This window comes from Flavobacterium terrisoli, assembly GCF_030167905.1.
Classification (GTDB): Bacteria; Bacteroidota; Bacteroidia; order Flavobacteriales; family Flavobacteriaceae; genus Flavobacterium; species Flavobacterium terrisoli.
On the sequence record NZ_JARGNA010000002.1, the window covers coordinates 14405 to 33299 of the forward strand.

General features: G+C 39.7%; 12 protein-coding genes and 1 pseudogene. 9 read left to right on the plus strand and 4 right to left on the minus strand.

Annotated elements, in window-relative coordinates:
- The first annotated feature begins 92 nt into the window (after nt 1-92).
- Nucleotides 93-719: a murein L,D-transpeptidase catalytic domain-containing protein gene (locus tag P1K33_RS02170; protein ID WP_284651217.1), complete on the plus strand. Its 627-nt coding sequence runs from the start codon at nt 93-95 to the stop codon at nt 717-719.
- Between the two features lie 51 nt (nt 720-770).
- Here the strand turns inward: P1K33_RS02170 and P1K33_RS02175 are convergent, their stop codons facing one another.
- The 4 genes from P1K33_RS02175 to glmM all read right to left on the minus strand — a co-directional run bounded on the left by P1K33_RS02175 (nt 771) and on the right by glmM (nt 5548).
- Nucleotides 771-2222: a hypothetical protein gene (locus P1K33_RS02175; RefSeq protein WP_284651218.1), complete on the minus strand. Its 1452-nt coding sequence runs from the start codon at nt 2220-2222 to the stop codon at nt 771-773.
- Nucleotides 2223-2224: 2 nt separating this feature from the next.
- A complete protein-coding gene (locus tag P1K33_RS02180) occupies nt 2225-3415 on the minus strand; it encodes a hypothetical protein (RefSeq protein WP_284651220.1) in 1191 nt (396 codons plus the stop codon).
- Nucleotides 3416-3571: 156 nt separating this feature from the next.
- Nucleotides 3572-4141 (minus strand): hypothetical protein, encoded by a 570-nt coding sequence (locus P1K33_RS02185; RefSeq protein ID WP_284651221.1) that lies wholly within the window; start codon nt 4139-4141, stop codon nt 3572-3574.
- Between the two features lie 18 nt (nt 4142-4159).
- Nucleotides 4160-5548 (minus strand): phosphoglucosamine mutase, encoded by a 1389-nt coding sequence (gene glmM / locus P1K33_RS02190; RefSeq protein WP_284651222.1) that lies wholly within the window; start codon nt 5546-5548, stop codon nt 4160-4162.
- 153 nt (nt 5549-5701) lie between these two features.
- Here glmM and P1K33_RS02195 point away from each other — a divergent pair, with 153 nt between their 5' ends.
- The 8 genes and pseudogenes from P1K33_RS02195 (at nt 5702) to P1K33_RS02230 (ending at nt 18809) form a co-directional block, all read left to right on the plus strand.
- Nucleotides 5702-6292: an acyl carrier protein phosphodiesterase gene (locus tag P1K33_RS02195; RefSeq protein WP_284651223.1), complete on the plus strand. Its 591-nt coding sequence runs from the start codon at nt 5702-5704 to the stop codon at nt 6290-6292.
- Nucleotides 6293-6325: 33 nt separating this feature from the next.
- Nucleotides 6326-7993 (plus strand): annotated as a pseudogene (gene ggt / locus P1K33_RS02200) (gamma-glutamyltransferase).
- A gap of 41 nt (nt 7994-8034) precedes the next feature.
- Nucleotides 8035-9855 carry a chloride channel protein gene (locus tag P1K33_RS02205; protein ID WP_284651224.1) on the plus strand — a complete coding sequence of 607 codons (1821 nt, stop codon included), beginning with the start codon at nt 8035-8037 and terminating at the stop codon, nt 9853-9855.
- An 80-nt stretch (nt 9856-9935) separates the two neighbouring features.
- Nucleotides 9936-12767, plus strand: coding sequence for an excinuclease ABC subunit UvrA (uvrA, locus tag P1K33_RS02210; RefSeq protein WP_284651225.1), 2832 nt, complete (start codon nt 9936-9938; stop codon nt 12765-12767).
- Nucleotides 12768-12886: 119 nt separating this feature from the next.
- Nucleotides 12887-13612 (plus strand): LOG family protein, encoded by a 726-nt coding sequence (locus P1K33_RS02215; RefSeq protein WP_284651226.1) that lies wholly within the window; start codon nt 12887-12889, stop codon nt 13610-13612.
- An 81-nt stretch (nt 13613-13693) separates the two neighbouring features.
- On the plus strand, nt 13694-15127 hold the full coding sequence (locus tag P1K33_RS02220) for an MBOAT family O-acyltransferase (protein ID WP_284651228.1): 1434 nt from the start codon (nt 13694-13696) through the stop codon (nt 15125-15127).
- Nucleotides 15127-16014 (plus strand): hypothetical protein, encoded by an 888-nt coding sequence (locus tag P1K33_RS02225; protein ID WP_284651229.1) that lies wholly within the window; start codon nt 15127-15129, stop codon nt 16012-16014. Before P1K33_RS02220 ends, P1K33_RS02225 begins: the two co-directional genes overlap by 1 nt.
- On the plus strand, nt 16011-18809 hold the full coding sequence (locus P1K33_RS02230) for a gluzincin family metallopeptidase (RefSeq protein ID WP_350028970.1): 2799 nt from the start codon (nt 16011-16013) through the stop codon (nt 18807-18809). Before P1K33_RS02225 ends, P1K33_RS02230 begins: the two co-directional genes overlap by 4 nt.
- Nucleotides 18810-18895: the final 86 nt, after the last annotated feature.

An 18895-nucleotide genomic window follows, 5' to 3' on the forward strand; every position in this document is an offset into this window, starting at 1 on the left:
TATTTTTCACCTTACATACTATAATTCAATCTCTTGCGTTATAAATAGAAACTCAAACCGTGAAAAATGCGTTATAAATAGAAACTCAAACCGTGAAAAAAAAGATTGTTTTTCTATTATTGGCCATTGGTGTGGCTTATGGATACAAATCCTTTAGCGACAAAGTTAAGAGTGAAAACAAACCCACAGTTAATGTTTCCCGAACCGATACCAAGGCGAAGGAAGCATTAACTTTCTGTAAGGCCAACAACTACAATGAAGATTTCTGTATTTTAATCGACATGAGCATTCACTCGGGTTTGAACCGGTTGTTTTTATATGACTTTAAAAAGAATGCCATCAGCCAGCAAATGTTGGTTGGACACGGTTGCTGTAATTATCCCTGGAGCCAAACCTGGTCAAAAGACAGCCCGACATTTAGCAACAAAGACGGCAGTCACTGTTCGGCTTTGGGCAAATATAAAATTGGACAAAGAGCCTGGAGCGATTGGGGCATCCATGTGAAATATGTGCTTCATGGTTTAGACGAAAGCAACAGCAATGCGCAATCGCGTTATATTGTTTTTCATTCCTGGGAAAAAGTATCCGACACCGAAGTCTATCCCGAGGGAACACCCGAAGGTTGGGGCTGCCCTACGATTTCAAACAAAAACATGAAGATTATTGACCCGATTCTGAAAGCAGCAGACAAACCGGTTTTGTTGTGGATTTATAAATAACAAACCCTTTCTGAATGGAAAGGGTTTTCTTTTATATTGTTTCGTTTGAGACTAAAGTCCGGAACCATAAAGGCTCACAAAAGCCACTTTTCCGTCACCATAAGATGCCGCCATCAACATGCGTTTGTTGTCCGGGAAGTATTTGCAAAACTGATTGATACTTCTACCAAATCTAAAATCGGTACTTTCCTCGTTGTATGGAATTGTGTATTGGTAATTGGTAGAATTTAATTCAAATGTTGGTGGCTCTAACTTAAAAAATCCGCTTCTGAATTTCCCGTATGGATCATGAATGTTTCCTGCATTTACAAAATAACTGCCTTGAAAATTAATAATACCCACACAACCAACTAAGTTATCATTAACGGGAGCAACTTTAAAATCAACTGTCTTTTTCAAAGTACCATCCATATCCATGGCCAAGAAGGTTGCCACACCGCTTGAATACACCGGAATCGTAAATGCCGGAGTATTTGGGAATGCCGGATCAGGTCTGGTTCCGGTTTGGTATTTACATTCAACGAACAAATGGATTTCATTGTTCTGCAGACTCAGAAGATCATATTTGATTTCCTGTAAATCTTTGACACCGCTGAATACCTTGATCGGATTTTCCTTTAAGATTACACCCGATTTCAAATCATACAATAAAACACTGTCGTAGAAATTATCTCTTTGCTTAGCCGTACAACTAAAAGCGATAAAATAATCCTGATCTCCTATTGAGAAAACTAAGGGTTTATTGATTTTGATATTCGAACTGAATTCTTTGTCTTCTGTTCCATTGGCATCCACAACGCTAAGCGAATGTTTTGCACTCTTATCTACCACTCTTTTTACAAATACCAGTTTCCCTGAATTGGATACCGTTACGTTATCGGTATACAACTCCAAAGGCATGGTTACGGCTTTCTTCCAAACTGGTTCCAACGTTTTTCCGTCAAGCACCGTACAATCGGTTTCTTCGGCAATCTTTCTGTTGGAGAATTTTTGATACGTAACCGCAATGAAAGCGCCATTCTGCGAACCAACAACACCGGCTGTCCCCGATTTCATCATGCTTTCAAAAGTATAACCCACAACTAAAGTCGAAGTAAAAGCTTCCGCTTTTTTATCAAAAACCACTTTGTGGATTTCTTTCTTTTTGGTTTTGTTTGACCATGAATCCGTAAACACAACCACTTTATCATTACCAATTTCAAAACTACCTAAATAGGCATGAAGCGTATAGATATCTTTATTGGGAAACTCCTGAACCAAAGTATTCACCAAATTGTTTTTTTGGTCAAACTTTCTGATGATGATTTGGTTTTGAGCCTGCATTCCGTCTCTATTGATAACGGTCAACATATAGTGATTATAGTTGTCGGCCATGACCAATTTTGGATCCAGCTCATCTTTTTGATTGTAATCAAATTTGGCGCCCCATTCTTTTTTTACTTGTGCCGATAATGTTACCGAAGCAAAAGCAAGAACCAGTGTTAGTATTCTTAAATTCATCATGATTAGCCTTTATAAATTTGATTTTCCAATTGTTTTAACTCATTCTGTTCGTCATAAGACAAGTTCAGGTTGATGATATTCTCCTGCATTTCATTTAAATATTTTTCAGCATCAGCTTTTTTACCTAACGCCAAATGAAGTCGGATTAAATTGAAGTAAACAAACTCAGCGATTTTCTCATTGAAGTCGGCTTTCTTGTCTTTGTAAACCACTTTGGTCAAAGTATCTTTCCAAATATCGATTCCTTTTTGCATTCCGGTCATTCCGGCTGCTGTCATTTGTGGATTTGAAGGATTTAATTTTCTAAGATTCGTCGCTACATAAACAGAGGCTTTTTCTAAGTCATCATATTTGCCTTTGTTCTTAACACTGCTTAATTTAACTACAGCTTTAATCGATTGGTACCCGAAATTGTCATTCAAAAACTGGTTGATAAAAGCCATCACTTTGGTCAAATGATTCTTTTCTTCCAATGGTTTGTTGATATTGTTTGATGGTGCCGAACTCAAAAACTTAAAGTCTTTAAAGAACACACTGTTGATTTTTTCTACACCATTAACCTTCACCACAATTTTTGTTGGTTGGTTGGCAAATGTTTGTCCGGCGTTATCCTGAAAATTAACTTTTTGGATATCAACCGTAACATCAACATAATTGCCTTCGCGTGAAAATCCTTCAATATTGATTTGGGAAGCCAATACATTGTTGTCCACAATAATGTAGTTGTTTAAGTTTGGCTCTCGGTAAACCGGCTCTGATGGTTTTACATAGCCTGGTTTTGTTGGCGTAACCAATTTCGGGTTTTTCCCCTGTTCGGTCATGGTCAAACGCTCCAATACGTTTAGTTTTTTGAATTCAGCCGATTCCAATTCGAATTTCTCTTTGGCTTTGGCCACTTCAACATCATAATCCTTTAGTCTTTGCTGAAACTCTTTTTCACTATCCGCTAATACTTTGGCGTAGTTTTTTTGTTCCGCCTGAAAGTCAAGCTTTGATTGCTTTACTACATCGTCGGCCGTAAGATTGTAAGGTGAAGTAACGGTTACTCTAAATTGTCTGTTGGCTTCATCAATCGCCGTTTTTGGCGCTTTCAACATTTGGAACTCCACCATTTCAGAAGAAATGCTTTGGGCATAACAGCTAAGTGACATCATGGCTACACTTAACAGGAAATAAATTTTAGAAAATTTCATATACTATAATTTTCGGCAAACTTAAATATTTTATTCTACCGATTGATATTTAATAAGTTAAATTCCGGTGATGGCCTTGAATCATAGAAATAAAAAACCCTGAATAGAGGTTCAGGGTTTTTCGTGTTTATTGTAAATTGCTGTTAGCGGTAGTTTTTATTCCTCGCATTTAGGAAAGAAAACTTTTTCAGGATCAACATTCTTTTTAGCTTTATAATTTCTAATAATTTCTTCCTCTATCATTTTGCCATCAAAACAATTAATTTCCGTTGGATTGTCATTACAAAAAGCAAAGTTATAAGAAGGAATACAACACGTTCTATTACTGGTTTCAATTTTCACAATATTCTTTTTTAGTAAATCTTTTAAACCACTTTGATGTTTTTTATGTGTTAATGGCTTGTCATATTCATAAAAGATAATATTCACCCCATCAATAGATTTGTAGAGGTATTCATTTTCGATGTAAAATGGAATACAAGAAGGCGTTAATGAGATTATTGTATTCTTGTCCATGTTTCTCTTTGTACAAATGAGGAGTTTTTGATCTTTAAACTTTTTGATAGAATCTCTGATGTTTTTCGAATGATAAACAAAATCAGAAAGAGATTCTAAACTATCAATTTTCAGAGTTTCTTTTGTTTCGGATTTGTTACATGCAAAAATAGACAGCAAAACTATCGTTAATAAAATTCGAATGGTGTATTTTTTTGCATTATGTGTCATGAAAATTATCGCTAAATTTTAAATCCCAGCCACAGCCTTAATCTCGTCAATAATCCTCAAAGCCAATGTATCGGCTTCAGCCTGAGTTGGTGCTTCGGTATAAATACGGATAATTGGTTCGGTATTCGATTTGCGCAAATGAACCCATTCCGTTGGGAAATCTATTTTCACACCGTCAATCGTAGAGATATTTTCATTTTTGTATTTCTCGGTCATGGCTACCAAAATCGCATCAACGTCAATTTGTGGTGTCAGTTCGATTTTGTTTTTACTCATATAATACTGCGGATAGGAAGCTCTCAATTCGGCTACCGTCATGTCTAAACTCGCCAAATGCGTCAGGAACAAAGCCACGCCCACCAAACTGTCACGACCATAATGCGACTCCGGATAAATGATACCGCCGTTGCCTTCGCCACCGATAATCGCATTGGAGGATTTCATCAATTCGACTACATTCACTTCACCCACAGCGCTCGCTTGGTAACTTCCGTTGTGCTTTTCGGTAATATCACGCAACGCACGCGAAGACGACATATTGGAAACCGTATTGCCCGGTGTTTTACTCAAGACATAATCGGCACAAGCCACCAAAGTATATTCTTCGCCAAACATTTCGCCATCATTGGAAATAAAAGCCAATCGGTCCACATCAGGATCAACCACAATTCCGAAATCGGCTTTTTCTTCAACCACCAATTTACAGATGTCGCCCAAATGTTCTTTCAATGGTTCCGGATTATGCGGAAAATGACCGTTTGGTTCGCAGTATAATTTCACACACTCCACGCCCATTTGTTCCAATAGCTTCGGGATAATAATGCCACCCGAAGAATTGACTCCATCAACCACCACTTTGAATTTTCTTTTGGCAACGGCTTCGGCATCCACCAAAGGCAATTCCAAAACCTCATCGATATGAATATCCATATAAGCATCATTCACCGTGATTTCGCCCAAACTGTCCACGTCCGAAAAATCAAAGGCTTCGGCTTCGGCTATTTCTAAAATCTTAGCGCCATCAGCACCGTTTAAAAACTCCCCTTTAGCATTCAGCAACTTCAAGGCATTCCATTGTTTCGGATTGTGTGAAGCGGTTAAAATGATTCCGCCATCGGCTTGTTCCAATGGCACGGCGATTTCTACCGTCGGTGTCGTTGACAAACCCAAATCAATCACATCAATCCCTAATCCGATTAAGGTGTTTACAACCAAATTGTGAATCATCGGTCCAGATATTCTGGCATCACGACCGATAACCACTTTCAACTTGTCTTTTTGTATGTTGTTCTTCAGGAAAGTACCATAAGCCGAAGCAAATTTCACGGCATCAACCGGTGTTAGATTGTCACCTACTTTACCGCCAATAGTACCGCGAATTCCTGATATTGATTTGATTAAAGTCATTACTTTGTATTTTGAGTTTTGACCCGAGTGCAAAGCACGAAATGGTCGTTAGACAATTATAAATTTTTAAATGTTTACAAATATAAAGAATGGCATTTTTCAATTCTAATTTAAAATTCAAAATTTCTAATTTAAAATTCCTAAATTAGGCACATGAACTTCTTAGCCCACATCTATCTTTCCGGCGACAACGATTTGCTGAAAATCGGGAATTTTATGGCGGACAGCATTCGTGGGCATCATTATGAAGATTATCCAACCGAAATCAGAAAAGGAATCCTACTCCATCGTTCCATCGACAGTTTTACCGATATGCATCCCATTTACAGGCAGAGCAAACACCGACTGCACGAGAAGTATGGACATTATTCGGGTGTGATTATGGATATTTTCTACGACCATTTTTTGGCCAAAAACTGGAAAACCTATTCTGATATTCCATTAGAGACTTATGCCGAAGATTTTTATCTTTTGCTCAAAGACCAATACGACGTCTTAACCGAAAGAGCCAAAGGCATGATGCCTTATATGATTGGACGCAATTGGTTGGTAAGTTATGCCACGATTGAAGGTTTGGAAATGATTATGTTCCAAATGGATTACCGCACCAAACACCGCGTTGCCATGGATGAATCCATAGTCGAATTAAAACAATACTACACCGAATTTGAAAACGAATTCACTTTGTTTTTTGAGGAATTGCGCCAACATTGTCAAGAAAAATTAAAAGAGTTAAATGGTTAAAGCCACGAATGCACGAATGATTTTTATAATTTTATGAAAAAGATCTCCTTATTACTTTTACTGATTTCCAATTTCATTTTTGCCCAACAAGGCCTAATCGCCGAAAAAGCGATGGTCGTTTCCGCACGCGAAGAAGCTTCAAGAATTGGCGTCGATATTTTAAAAAAAGGCGGCAATGCCTTTGACGCTATGATTGCAACCCAACTGGCATTAGCCGTGGCGTATCCATATGCCGGAAACATTTCCGGTGATGGATTTATGGTGTATCGCAAAAACAGTGGTGAAATTGGTTCCTTGGACTATCGCGAAAAAGCACCGGCAAAAGCCACCAAAAACATGTACCAGGACAAAAACGGTAATGTGATTCCGAATCTCAGTACCGATGGCGCTCTGTCTGTAGGCATTCCCGGAACCATAGCAGGAATTTATGAAATACATCAAAAGTTTGGCAAATTGCCTTTGGCGGCTTTATTCGAACCTTCTATCGCTTTGGCTAAGAAAGGCATAGTGGTTACCGCAAAAGAAAAAGTAAAACTCGATGAATACCGTTCGGTAATCGTAAAAATAAGCGGTGACAAAACCTTATACAACAAGACTTTTAATGTGGGTGACACGATTAAATATTTCGCTTTAGCCCAAACTTTAGAACAAATCCTGAAAAACGGACGCGACGAATTTTACAAAGGCAAAATAGCCAAAAAAATGGTGTCTTTTATCCAACAAAAAGGCGGTATTGTTTCGATGAAAGATTTAGCCGATTACAAAGTCGTTTGGCGCGATCCAATTGCTTTTCAGCACAAGGAACTAAGCATCATTACTATGGCACCGCCAAGCAGCGGCGGAATTACATTGGCTCAAATCATGAAAATGATTGATCCTTATTCGCTCCCTTTTTACGGTCACAATTCCGAGTTGTACATCCAGTTATTGGTCGAAGCAGAACGCCGGGCTTATGCCGACAGAAACTATTTTCTTGGCGATCCCGATTTTGTCAAAATCCCGAAAAAGAAATTATTAAGCGGAACTTATCTCAAAGACCGAATGAACAATTTTTCTTTTGAATCAGCCACCAAATCGGCGGATGTCAGCCATGGTGAAATTACCGTTTACGAAAGCGATGAAACCACACACTTTTCCATTGTTGATGCGGAAGGTAACGCTGTTTCGACAACCACAACACTCAATGGCGCCTATGGTTCCAAGTTGTATTGTGACGAATTGGGATTCTTTTTGAACAACCAAATGGACGACTTCTCCTCCAAACCCGGCGTTCCGAACTATTACGGATTGGTTGGTGCCGAAGCCAACAGCATTGCGCCACAAAAAAGAATGCTGAGTTCGATGACACCAACGATAGTAGAGAAAAACGGCAAACTGTTTATGCTGCTTGGTTCACCGGGCGGTTCGATGATTATTACTTCCGTCTTGCAAACGATACTCAATGTCACCGAATTTGATATGAATATACAGGAAGCCGTTAATGCACCACGATTCCACCACCAATGACTGCCGGATGAAATTCAGTTTGAACCCGGAAAATTTGACCCATTGATCTTAGAAAATTTAGCCAGGAAAGGCTATAAAATCAATGAAAAAGTCGCCCCGGTTATCGGTAAAGTAGATGCGATTTTGGTTTTACCCGATGGCAAACTAGAAGGTGGAGCCGATTTCAGAGGAGATGATAAAGCGGTTGGATATTAAAATTTAGAGCACTATATTAGCCATTCTAAAGTTTGTGATCAATGCCGGCGAACAAAGCTTCCTTTTTTAAAATTGTTTTCAGAAGTATTTTCAGAAGAGCCGAAAACCTGGTTTTCCTTCTGAAAGACAAATTGAGCGAAAGAAACTTTATCTATTTTGCCTGCGTAGTCGTGGCCATCACTTGTTCGTTTGCCGTAATTATCCTGAAGAGTTTTGCCCACAATATCTTCCTTTGGGCCAATGAAATCAACGGTTTCTTAAAGCTACCCTATATTAACAGTTTATTGCCGATTGCCGGAATTTTGCTGACTGTTTTTGTCGTTAGGAATTTCCTCAACAACGAAATAGAAAAAGGCAGTTCCAAAGTCCTCTATGCCGTCGCCAGAAAAGGCGGCATCATGCCCAAAAAGCAAATGTATGCCCAAATCATAACGAGTTCACTAACTGTTGGCCTCGGTGGTTCTGCCGGTTTGGAAAGCCCGATTGTGATTACCGGTGCGGCTTTTGGTTCCAACTTTGCGCAGAAATACCATTTGTCCCAAAAAGACCGGATTTTGCTTTTGGCCTGTGGTGTCGCAGCCGGAATTGGTGCGGCCTTCAACGCTCCGATTGCCGGGGTTTTATTTGCCATCGAAGTAGTTCTAACGGATATTTCCATTTCTGCTTTTATCCCTATTATCATTTCAGCCGCAACCGGAGCGCTGGTTTCGACGGTTACATTAAGCGATGATGTCATTTTAAATTTCCAGCAAACACTCAAATTCGATTACCACAATACGCCATATTACATTTTACTTGGGGTTTTAGCCGGACTAACTTCGATTTATCATGCACGGAATTTCAGAAAAGTAGAGAAGTTCTTCGGTTCTTTTAAAAACAAAGGTTATCGCAGGGCTATATTCGGCGCTTTGCTTTTGGCCATCTTGATTTTCTTTTTCCCGACGCTTTTTGGAGAAGGTTATGAAAGTATCAAAACATTGGCTTCCAAAAACCCGGGCATTTTATTAGACAATACCATGCTCGAACCATTCAAAAGCAGCGAATGGGTGTTGTTGGCTTTTATTGGTGCAACCATGTTGTTGAAAGCTTTCGCGACCGGACTGACCTTAGGCAGCGGCGGAAATGGTGGCAACTTTGCGCCATCACTTTTTGTAGGTTCCTATCTGGGGTATTTTGTGGCCAAATCGATAAATCTTTTAAACTTTACGCATCATTTGCCGATAGCCAATTTTACCATTGTGGGCATGGCCGGAATCCTGAGTGGCTTGTTTCACGCACCGTTGACCGCCATTTTCCTTATCGTGGAAATTACCGGCGGTTATGATTTGATGGTACCGCTGATGATTGTGTCTTCGGTGAGTTTTGCAGTTTCAAAACAGTTTGAAAAGCATTCTATGGATGTCAAATCTTTGGCCGACAAAGGCGATGTATTTACGAGTGATAAGGATAAAAACATCCTGCAAAGCATCAATTTTTACAATTTGGTACAGCAAAACTATAAAACCGTTACCCTTCAGGATTCAACCGGAAAAGTGGTGGAAATATTCTCGACAAGCGATCAAAAAATCATCCCGGTTATTGACGACACCAAATCATTGATCGGCATCATTGATTTTGAAGAAGTCAAGGCGTTTATCTTCAATCCGAACCATGTTAAATTCATGACGATGTCTGAAATCATGAGCCAACCCAAAGAACTCATCTTGTTTGAAGACAAACCCGAAAAAATAATGGCGATGTTTGAAACCTCTAAAGCAGCCATTTTACCGGTAATCCATAAAGGAAAATATTTTGGTTTCCTATCCAAAATTGACGTGCTCGAAAGTTATCGCAAGCGGTTGAAAGAGATGATTATTGAGTAATCAATTTTTAACAATAACTTCCTAACCTACTGTTTAAAAATTGCTTCCAAAACACTACCTTTGCGTTTTGCTAAATTGCTATGCCTGAAACAGAAAATTCGATCGAAGTCCTTGGTGCCAGAGTGCACAATCTGAAGAATATTGACATCAACATTCCTCGTGAAAAACTGGTGGTAATTACCGGTCTTTCGGGTTCGGGGAAATCCTCTTTGGCTTTCGACACCATTTATGCCGAAGGTCAACGCCGATATATCGAAACTTTCTCTGCTTATGCTCGCCAATTCCTTGGCGGATTGGAGCGTCCGGATGTGGATAAGATTGACGGTTTGTCTCCCGTAATTGCCATCGAGCAAAAAACGACCAGTAAAAGTCCGCGTTCGACGGTTGGAACCATTACCGAAATTTACGATTTCCTGCGTTTGTTGTATGCCAGAGCCGGCGAAGCGTATAGCTATGTGACCGGCGAAAAAATGGTTTCCTATTCAGATGAGCAAATCAAAGATTTGATTATTCAGAACTTTACCGGAAAACGCATTAATATTTTGGCACCAATCATTCGCGCCAGAAAAGGACATTACGCCGAATTGTTCCAGCAAATTACCAAACAAGGTTTTCTGAAAGTCCGTGTCAATGGTGAAGTACAGGATTTATTGCCGGGAATGAAACTCGATCGATACAAAACCCACGATATCGAAATTGTCATCGACCGAATGGTGATTGAGAACAATGAAGACAACGAAAAACGATTAGCAGAAAGCATCAAAACCGCGATGTATCACGGTGAAAACGTACTGATGATTTTGGATCAGGATACCAATGAAGTTCGTTATTTCAGTCGAAACTTAATGTGTCCGACTTCGGGAATCTCGTATCAAAATCCGGAGCCGAATTTATTCTCGTTCAACTCGCCAAAAGGCGCTTGCGAAGAATGTAAAGGTTTAGGCACCGTACACGAAATCAACCTCAAAAAAATCATCCCTAATCCGAAATTGACGATCAAAAATGGTGGTTTCGCACCTTTGGGCGAATACAAATCCTCCTGGATTTTCAAGCAATTGGAAATTATCGGAGAGAAATTTGGTTTTGCTTTAACCGATTCGATTGAAAGTATTCCGGAAGAAGCAATGCAAATTATTCTACACGGCGGAAAGGAAAAATTTACCGTAGAATCAAAAACTTTGGGCATTACCAAAGAATACAAAATAGAGTTTGAAGGCATTTCGCATTTCATCAAAAACCAATACGATGAAAGCGGCTCAACTTCCATCAAGCGCTGGGCCAAAGAATTCATGGACGAAATTGAATGTCCGGAATGCCATGGTTCACGTTTGAAAAAAGAAGCGATGTATTTCAGAATTCACGAGAAAAATATCTTCGATTTATCGACGATGGACATTTCGGATTTGTCGGCTTGGTTTGACAACTTGGATGCCGAATTAAATGAAAAACAAAAAATCATTGCCTCAGAAATTGTCAAGGAAATCAAAGACCGTTTGCGCTTTTTGGTGAATGTTGGTTTGAATTATTTATCCATAAACCGCAGTTCAAAATCGCTTTCCGGCGGTGAAGCACAGCGTATCCGTTTGGCCACGCAAATCGGTTCGCAACTCGTTGGCGTATTGTATATTCTGGACGAACCGAGCATTGGCTTGCACCAAAGAGACAACGAAAAACTGATTCATTCTTTGGAACAATTACGCGACATCGGCAATTCGGTTTTGGTCGTAGAACACGACAAAGATATGATTGAACGCGCCGATTATGTCATCGACATTGGTCCGAAAGCCGGAAAATTTGGCGGCGAAATCATCAGCAAAGGAACACCAAAGGAACTGCTCAACGAACATACCATTACCGCCATGTATTTGAATGGTGAAATGAAAATTGAAGTACCCAAAAAACGCCGTCAGGGCAATGGCAAATTCATGAAACTGACTGGTGCAACCGGAAACAACCTGAAAAATGTTTCCATCGAATTGCCGTTAGGCAAACTGATTTGCGTGACCGGAGTTTCGGGTAGTGGCAAATCGACGTTGATAAATGAAACGCTTTATCCTATTTTGAACGCGTATTATTTCAACGGTGTCAAAAAGCCGCAACCGTATAAAAAGATTGAAGGCTTGGAACATATCGACAAAGTCATTGATATTGATCAAAGTCCGATTGGAAGAACGCCACGTTCAAATCCGGCGACTTATACCGATGTGTTCTCGGAAATCAGAAGTTTGTATACGCAAACGCCTGAAGCCATGATTCGCGGTTACAAAGCCGGACGTTTTAGCTTTAATGTTTCGGGCGGAAGATGTGAAACCTGCGAAGGTTCAGGAGTTCGAACTATCGAAATGAGTTTCCTTCCCGATGTTTATGTCGAATGTGAAACCTGCCAAGGGAAACGTTTTAACCGCGAAACTTTGGAAATCCGATACAAAGGCAAATCCATTTCGGATGTATTGAACATGACGGTTGACGAAGCCGTTCCATTTTTTGAAAACATCCCGAAAATTTATAGAAAAGTCAAAACGATACAGGATGTTGGATTGGGTTATATCACTTTGGGACAACAAAGCACCACGCTTTCGGGCGGTGAAGCACAGCGCATCAAATTGGCTACCGAATTGTCCAAAAAAGACACCGGAAATACGTTTTACATCATGGACGAACCGACAACCGGTTTGCATTTTGAAGACATCCGCGTGTTGATGGATGTGATTAACAAACTAGTCGATAAAGGCAACACGATTTTGATTATCGAGCACAATATGGACGTGATCAAACTGGCCGATCATATTATAGATGTTGGATTGGAAGGCGGAAAAGGCGGTGGCGAAATTTTGTGCACCGGAACACCCGAAGAGATTGTAAAGAACAAGAAAAGCTATACGGCTCAATTCTTAAAAAAAGAACTAAATTAGCAGGCTGTTTTTAGCCCGGATTGCAATGAAAATCCTTTTTTTAATTGTGACAACAATTTAAAAAAGATTGCAGCGGAAAGCCGGAAATAGCTCCTAATAAATAATTTAAAAATAAAAATATGGCATTTGATCAATACGAAAATGACGATGAGAGAATTCACGATAAATTAAAACAAAAAACCTGGAACGAAATCAGAACCAACGACTCTTGGGCGATTTTTAAAGTCATGTCGGAGTTTGTAAATGGTTACGAATCAATGGCCAGAATCGGTCCGTGTGTTTCTATTTTTGGTTCGGCGCGTACCAAACCGGACAACAAATACTATCTATTAGCTGAAAAAATCGCTTATAAAATCAGTAAGGCCGGATATGGCGTCATCACTGGCGGTGGACCCGGAATTATGGAAGCCGGAAACAAAGGCGCACACAATGGCGGCGGCACTTCGGTTGGACTGAACATTGAATTGCCTTTTGAGCAACATTACAATCCGTATATCGACAAGGACAAGAACCTGAATTTTGACTATTTCTTTGTGCGCAAAGTGATGTTTGTCAAATACTCTCAAGGTTTTGTGGTGATGCCCGGCGGATTTGGGACTTTGGACGAATTGTTTGAAGCGATTACGTTAATCCAAACCAAGAAGATTGGTAAATTCCCAATCATTTTAGTGGGAACTGAATTTTGGTCTGGCTTAATCGATTGGATAAAATCGGTAATCATCGAAAAAGAACACAACGCCAATCCGGACGATATGAACCTGATTAAAGTGGTTGATACCGAAGACGAAGTGGTAGAAGCTTTGGATAATTTCTACAAAAAATACAATTTGAGCCCAAATTTTTAAGCGTTCAGCATTTAGCTTTCAGCTGTTAGCAATACCAGCTAATTGCTGATAGCTGACAGCTAAACAATAGCTATACAAAGAATGTTTTTCAACTCGATACAATTCGCCATTTTTCTTCCAATAGTATTCCTGTTGTATTGGTTTGTTCCCAATAAATCTAAAGCGTCACAAAACTATATCCTAATCCTGGCCAGCTATTTTTTCTATGCTTGCTGGGATTGGCGTTTTTTATTCCTGTTGATTTTTTCCACTTTGCTGTGTTATGCCTTGGGCATTAAGATTGAAAACAGCAACACCCAAAGTTCCCGGAAATTCTGGTTGTGGATTTGCATACTGATGAACTTAGGTTTTCTGGGCATATTCAAATACTATAATTTCTTTTCGGTTTCGTTTGCCGAATTGTTTCAGGCGATTGGCTTTAACGTCAGCCCGATTTTACTGGATGTGATTCTTCCGATTGGGATTTCGTTCTATACGTTTCATGGCTTGTCTTATATCATCGATATTTATTACGGCCGAATCAAATCGGAAAAGAACTTTATTGATTATTCCTTGTTCGTGAGTTACTTCCCGTTGCTGGTTGCCGGTCCGATTGAACGCGCCACACATCTTCTACCACAATTGAAAGTCAAGCGCGAATTTGATTTTGAAAAAGCCAAAGAAGGCGTTTATCAAATCATCTGGGGTTTGGTCAAAAAAGTCGTCATCGCCGATACCTGTGCAATGTATGCTAATGCGATTTTTGACAATTACAATTCGATGAATTCGCTCTCGCTGATGTTAGGCGCGGTGTATTTTGCCTTCCAGATTTATGGTGACTTCGCGGGTTATTCCGATATCGCTTTGGGAACTTCCAAACTCTTTGGCATTGACTTGCTGAAGAATTTCAATTATCCTTATTTCTCGAGAGATATAGCCGAATTTTGGCGCCGTTGGCACATTTCGCTGTCGTCCTGGTTTCGGGATTATTTATACATTCCGCTTGGCGGAAGCAAAGGTTCTAAATGGTTCCAAATCCGAAACGTGATGATTATCTTTTTGGTCAGCGGTTTTTGGCATGGCGCGAGCTGGACGTATGTTGCCTGGGGTTTAATCAATGCGCTGTATTTTATTCCGCTGTTGGTTTTTAACAAGAACAGAAGCAATATTGACGCATTTACCATTTCGTTCAATTTTGCTTCGCTGAGAATCATCATCAACATACTCCTAACCTTTGCCATCACTTGTTTAGCGTGGATATTTTTCCGTGCCAAAACCATACAGGATGCCATATCGTACATCAAACGAATGGTTACCGATTGGCATTTTACGCCACAATATTTCAGCATCGAACGCTATAATTACGAGATCCTGATTATGATACTTTTGTTTACCATCGTCGAATGGAACAATCGTTATAAAATCGAACCGCTGTCCGGAAAATACAGTTGGTTAAAGATAAGTTTGAGCATTCTTGCCATCATCGCTTTGGGCATATTCACCGATTATAAAAACTTTATTTACTTTCAGTTCTAATGAGGAAATTTGTTGTTTTTATTGGTAAACTTTTACTCATCACACTGCTTTCGGCGGTGCTGCTGGACATTGCGTATACGGCAGTTTATCTTAAATCGACGCAACGAAATAAGATTCAGCACATCCTTACTTCAAAGGACAAAAACTTTGACGTAATTTTTATGGGTTCCTCACGCACACAAAATCACATGGTCGCCAAAGTCTTCAATGACAAAGGCATCAAAGCGTTCAACTTTGGCATGAGCGGTTCCAAATTGGATGAGACAGCGCTGACTTTGAAATTGATGCTCGAACACGATTATAAAATCAAGAACATCATTTTGGATGTTGATTTGAACCTCAACAGCAATGCCTATTCTGATGGTGTCAGAGCGATGTTTATGCCTTACATTCATTCCTCAAAAACCATTCAGCAGCATTATCAAAACATTCCCGATTACAATAAGTTCCTTTATATTCCGTTTTACCGCTATATCAAGAATGATGCTAAAATTGGATTTAGGGAAATGTTCTTCTCACTTGTTAATAAGAAAACGAACGCGTTAAACAATGATGGTTTTTTTGCCTTGAACCACGATGGAAAAAATATGAGTTACGACCTTGCAGATTATAGTCCGAAAAGAAATTTGGCTTACGAAGAGATAAAAATGTTGTGCCAAAAAAACAACATCAACCTGATTGCCATTGCCACGCCGATGTGTGAAGGTTCTGATAGCGATGCCTATTTTAACCGCATCAATTCGGTTTATCCTGAAGTATTCAATTATGAAAATAAAATCACCGAAGACCAATATTTTTCGTCTTGCGGTCACATGAATAAAAAAGGCGCAACCTTGTTTACCACGATAATCCTAAACGATTTCATCCAAAATAAATTCAAACATTGAAAAAGCTCCTGTTTTTTATATTGCTGAGTCAGGCTGTTTTGGCCCAACACCATTCTAAAATGGTGGTGGAAGTCAATGGCAATGCCAAAACGCTGAATGTAATTCAGGAACTTACTTTCTATAACCAAACCAATGACACGCTGAGCCATATCGTCTTGAATGATTGGAACAATGCCTACAGCAATAAAAATACGCCTTTGGCCAAGCGTTTTTCGGATGAGTTTGAGCGCAGTTTCCATTTGGCAGAAGACAAAGAACGGGGCAAAACCGACAACATTACTGTCATCGACCAAAACCAATTGATGCTGACCTGGGAAAGAGATGAAAATTATCCCGATGTGGTTCAGGTTCGCCTACGTGAAAAATTATTGCCCAACCAAAAAGCAACATTCCATCTGACGTATTCGGTCAAAATCCCGAGTGATAAATTCACCAAATACGGCTATGGCGATAACGGAAAAATGAACCTGAAAAATTGCTTTCTGATTCCGGCGCGTTATGAAAACAAAGCCTTTGTCAAATACAGCAATCTCAATCTGGATGATGCGGCCAATGCACTTTCCGATTATGATCTGGAGATTAAAACCGAAGGGAAATCAGTCTTGAATTCCGATTTGAATATCACGGAAATCAACCCGAATCAATACCGGCTTTCGGGCAAGAACCGATTGAATCTGAGTTTGCTGATGGACCATCCAAAAGCCTATTCGGTTTTCAAAAACAATCAGGTGGAAGTGATTTCCAATCTGACAGATGACCGATTGAATGAAATACAAAGAGCCATTGTCATTGACCGAATTGTTAACTACGTAGCCACAAATATCGGTCAGTATCCGCACGAAAAAATCACCGTAACCCAATCTGATTACGACCGGAATCCGTTTTATGGCTTGAACCAATTGCCCAATTTCATCAATCCGTTTCCGGATGAATTCATGTTTGAAATCAAATTCCTCAAAACCTACATGAACAATTACCTGCACAACACTTTGCAGCTCGATCCACGTAAAGACAGTTGGATTTTTGACGGCATTCAGGTGTATACGATGATGAAATTCATTGACGAATACCATCCTAACAGCAAAATGATGGGCGGCGTGGCCAAATTGAAAATCTTGCGTGCTTACAATCTGGTAAGCCTTGATTTCAATGGACAATACAGTTATTTCTATATGCTGATGGCGCGAAAAAACTTGGACCAACCTTTGGGCGCGCCCAAAAACACTTTGATCAAATTCAATGAAAAAATTGCTTCCAAATACAGAGCCGGTTTGAGTTTGAAATACCTAGACAGTTATCTTGAAAACGATGTGGTACCCAACAGCATCCGACAATTCATCGCTTTAAACAAAGTACAGCAAACCAATCATAATGATTTTGAAATGTTGCTGACCAAAAATTCTCCCAAAGAAATCACTTGGTTTTTTGACAAAATCATCAACTCGCGTGACATCATCGATTTCAAATTTGACAAAGTCACCAAGACCAAAGACAGCATTAGTTTTACACTCAAAAACAGAACCGAAACCAATGTCCCAATTCCGGTGTATGGCGTTAAAGACAAGAATGTAGTCTTTAAAAAATGGATTGATGTGTTCCCGAAAGACAGCGTTTTTACCGTGGCGAGAAACGATGCGGAAAAGATTGTCATCAACTATAAGAACGAAGTGCCAGAATTCAATTTGAGAAACAACTGGCAGTCGCTACACAATATCCGATTGAATCACCGACCGATAAAATTCATCTTCTTTAAAGATTTGGAAGACCCAAATTACAACCAAATCGTATACATTCCAACCTTGGAATACAACTTATACGACGGTTTATTGCCGGGAATGCGTTTCCACAACAAGACCATTTTGGACAAACCGTTTAATTTTGATGTCAATCCGACGATTTCCACCAAAACCAAAAGCTTTTCCGGGAAAGCCAATTTTATGGTCAACCAATACAACCGCGACAGCAATTTGTACAGCATCCGCTATCAACTGAACGGGCATTACCTGCATTATGCGCCCGATGCCTATTATACCAAAATCAATCCGATGGTGTATCTGCGCTTCCGTCCCGATGATTTGAGGGACAACAAAAAGGAAATGCTGGTTTTCAAATACATCATGATTGACCGCGAACCTTCCGCTTTTACAGTGGATGAAAACACCGAAAACTATAAGGTTTTCAATGCCAAATATTACAACGGCAAAACCGAAGTCACCAAGCATTACAATTTCTTAGGAGATTTCCAGTTGTCGAGTTCTTTCGGAAAACTAGCCGGAGAATTGCAATACCGAAAACTGTTTGACAACAATAGGCAAGTCAATGTGCGTTTGTTTGCCGGAACATTTCTCTACAATAAGAATGTGTCCACCTATTTCGATTTTGCTTTAGACAGACCAACCGATTATTTGTTCGAACACGATTATTTGGGCCGTTCGGAAACTACCGGTTTGTTTAGCCAGCAGTCGATTGTCGCGGATGGTTTTTTCAAATCGATGTTGGAAACCCGCAGTGCCAACCAATGGATGACCACCATCAATGCGAGTACCAATATCTGGAACTGGATTGAAGTCTATGGCGATGTCGGGATGATTAAAAATAAAAACACTGCCGAGCAATTTGTCTATGACAGTGGCGTTCGCCTGAACTTGGTGACCGATTATTTCGAATTGTATTTCCCGGTCTATTCCAATATCGGTTGGGAAATGGGCGAAAAAAACTACGGAGAAAGAATACGGTTTATCGTGACTTTCAATCCCGATACGCTCATCGGACTTTTTACCCGAAAGTGGTTTTAACCACCGTTAAAATCGTTTAAATATTACACTTTTGTTCGATATTCTTAAATATCGTTGAAAATTTCTCAGTCAACTCTCTTTTTTTA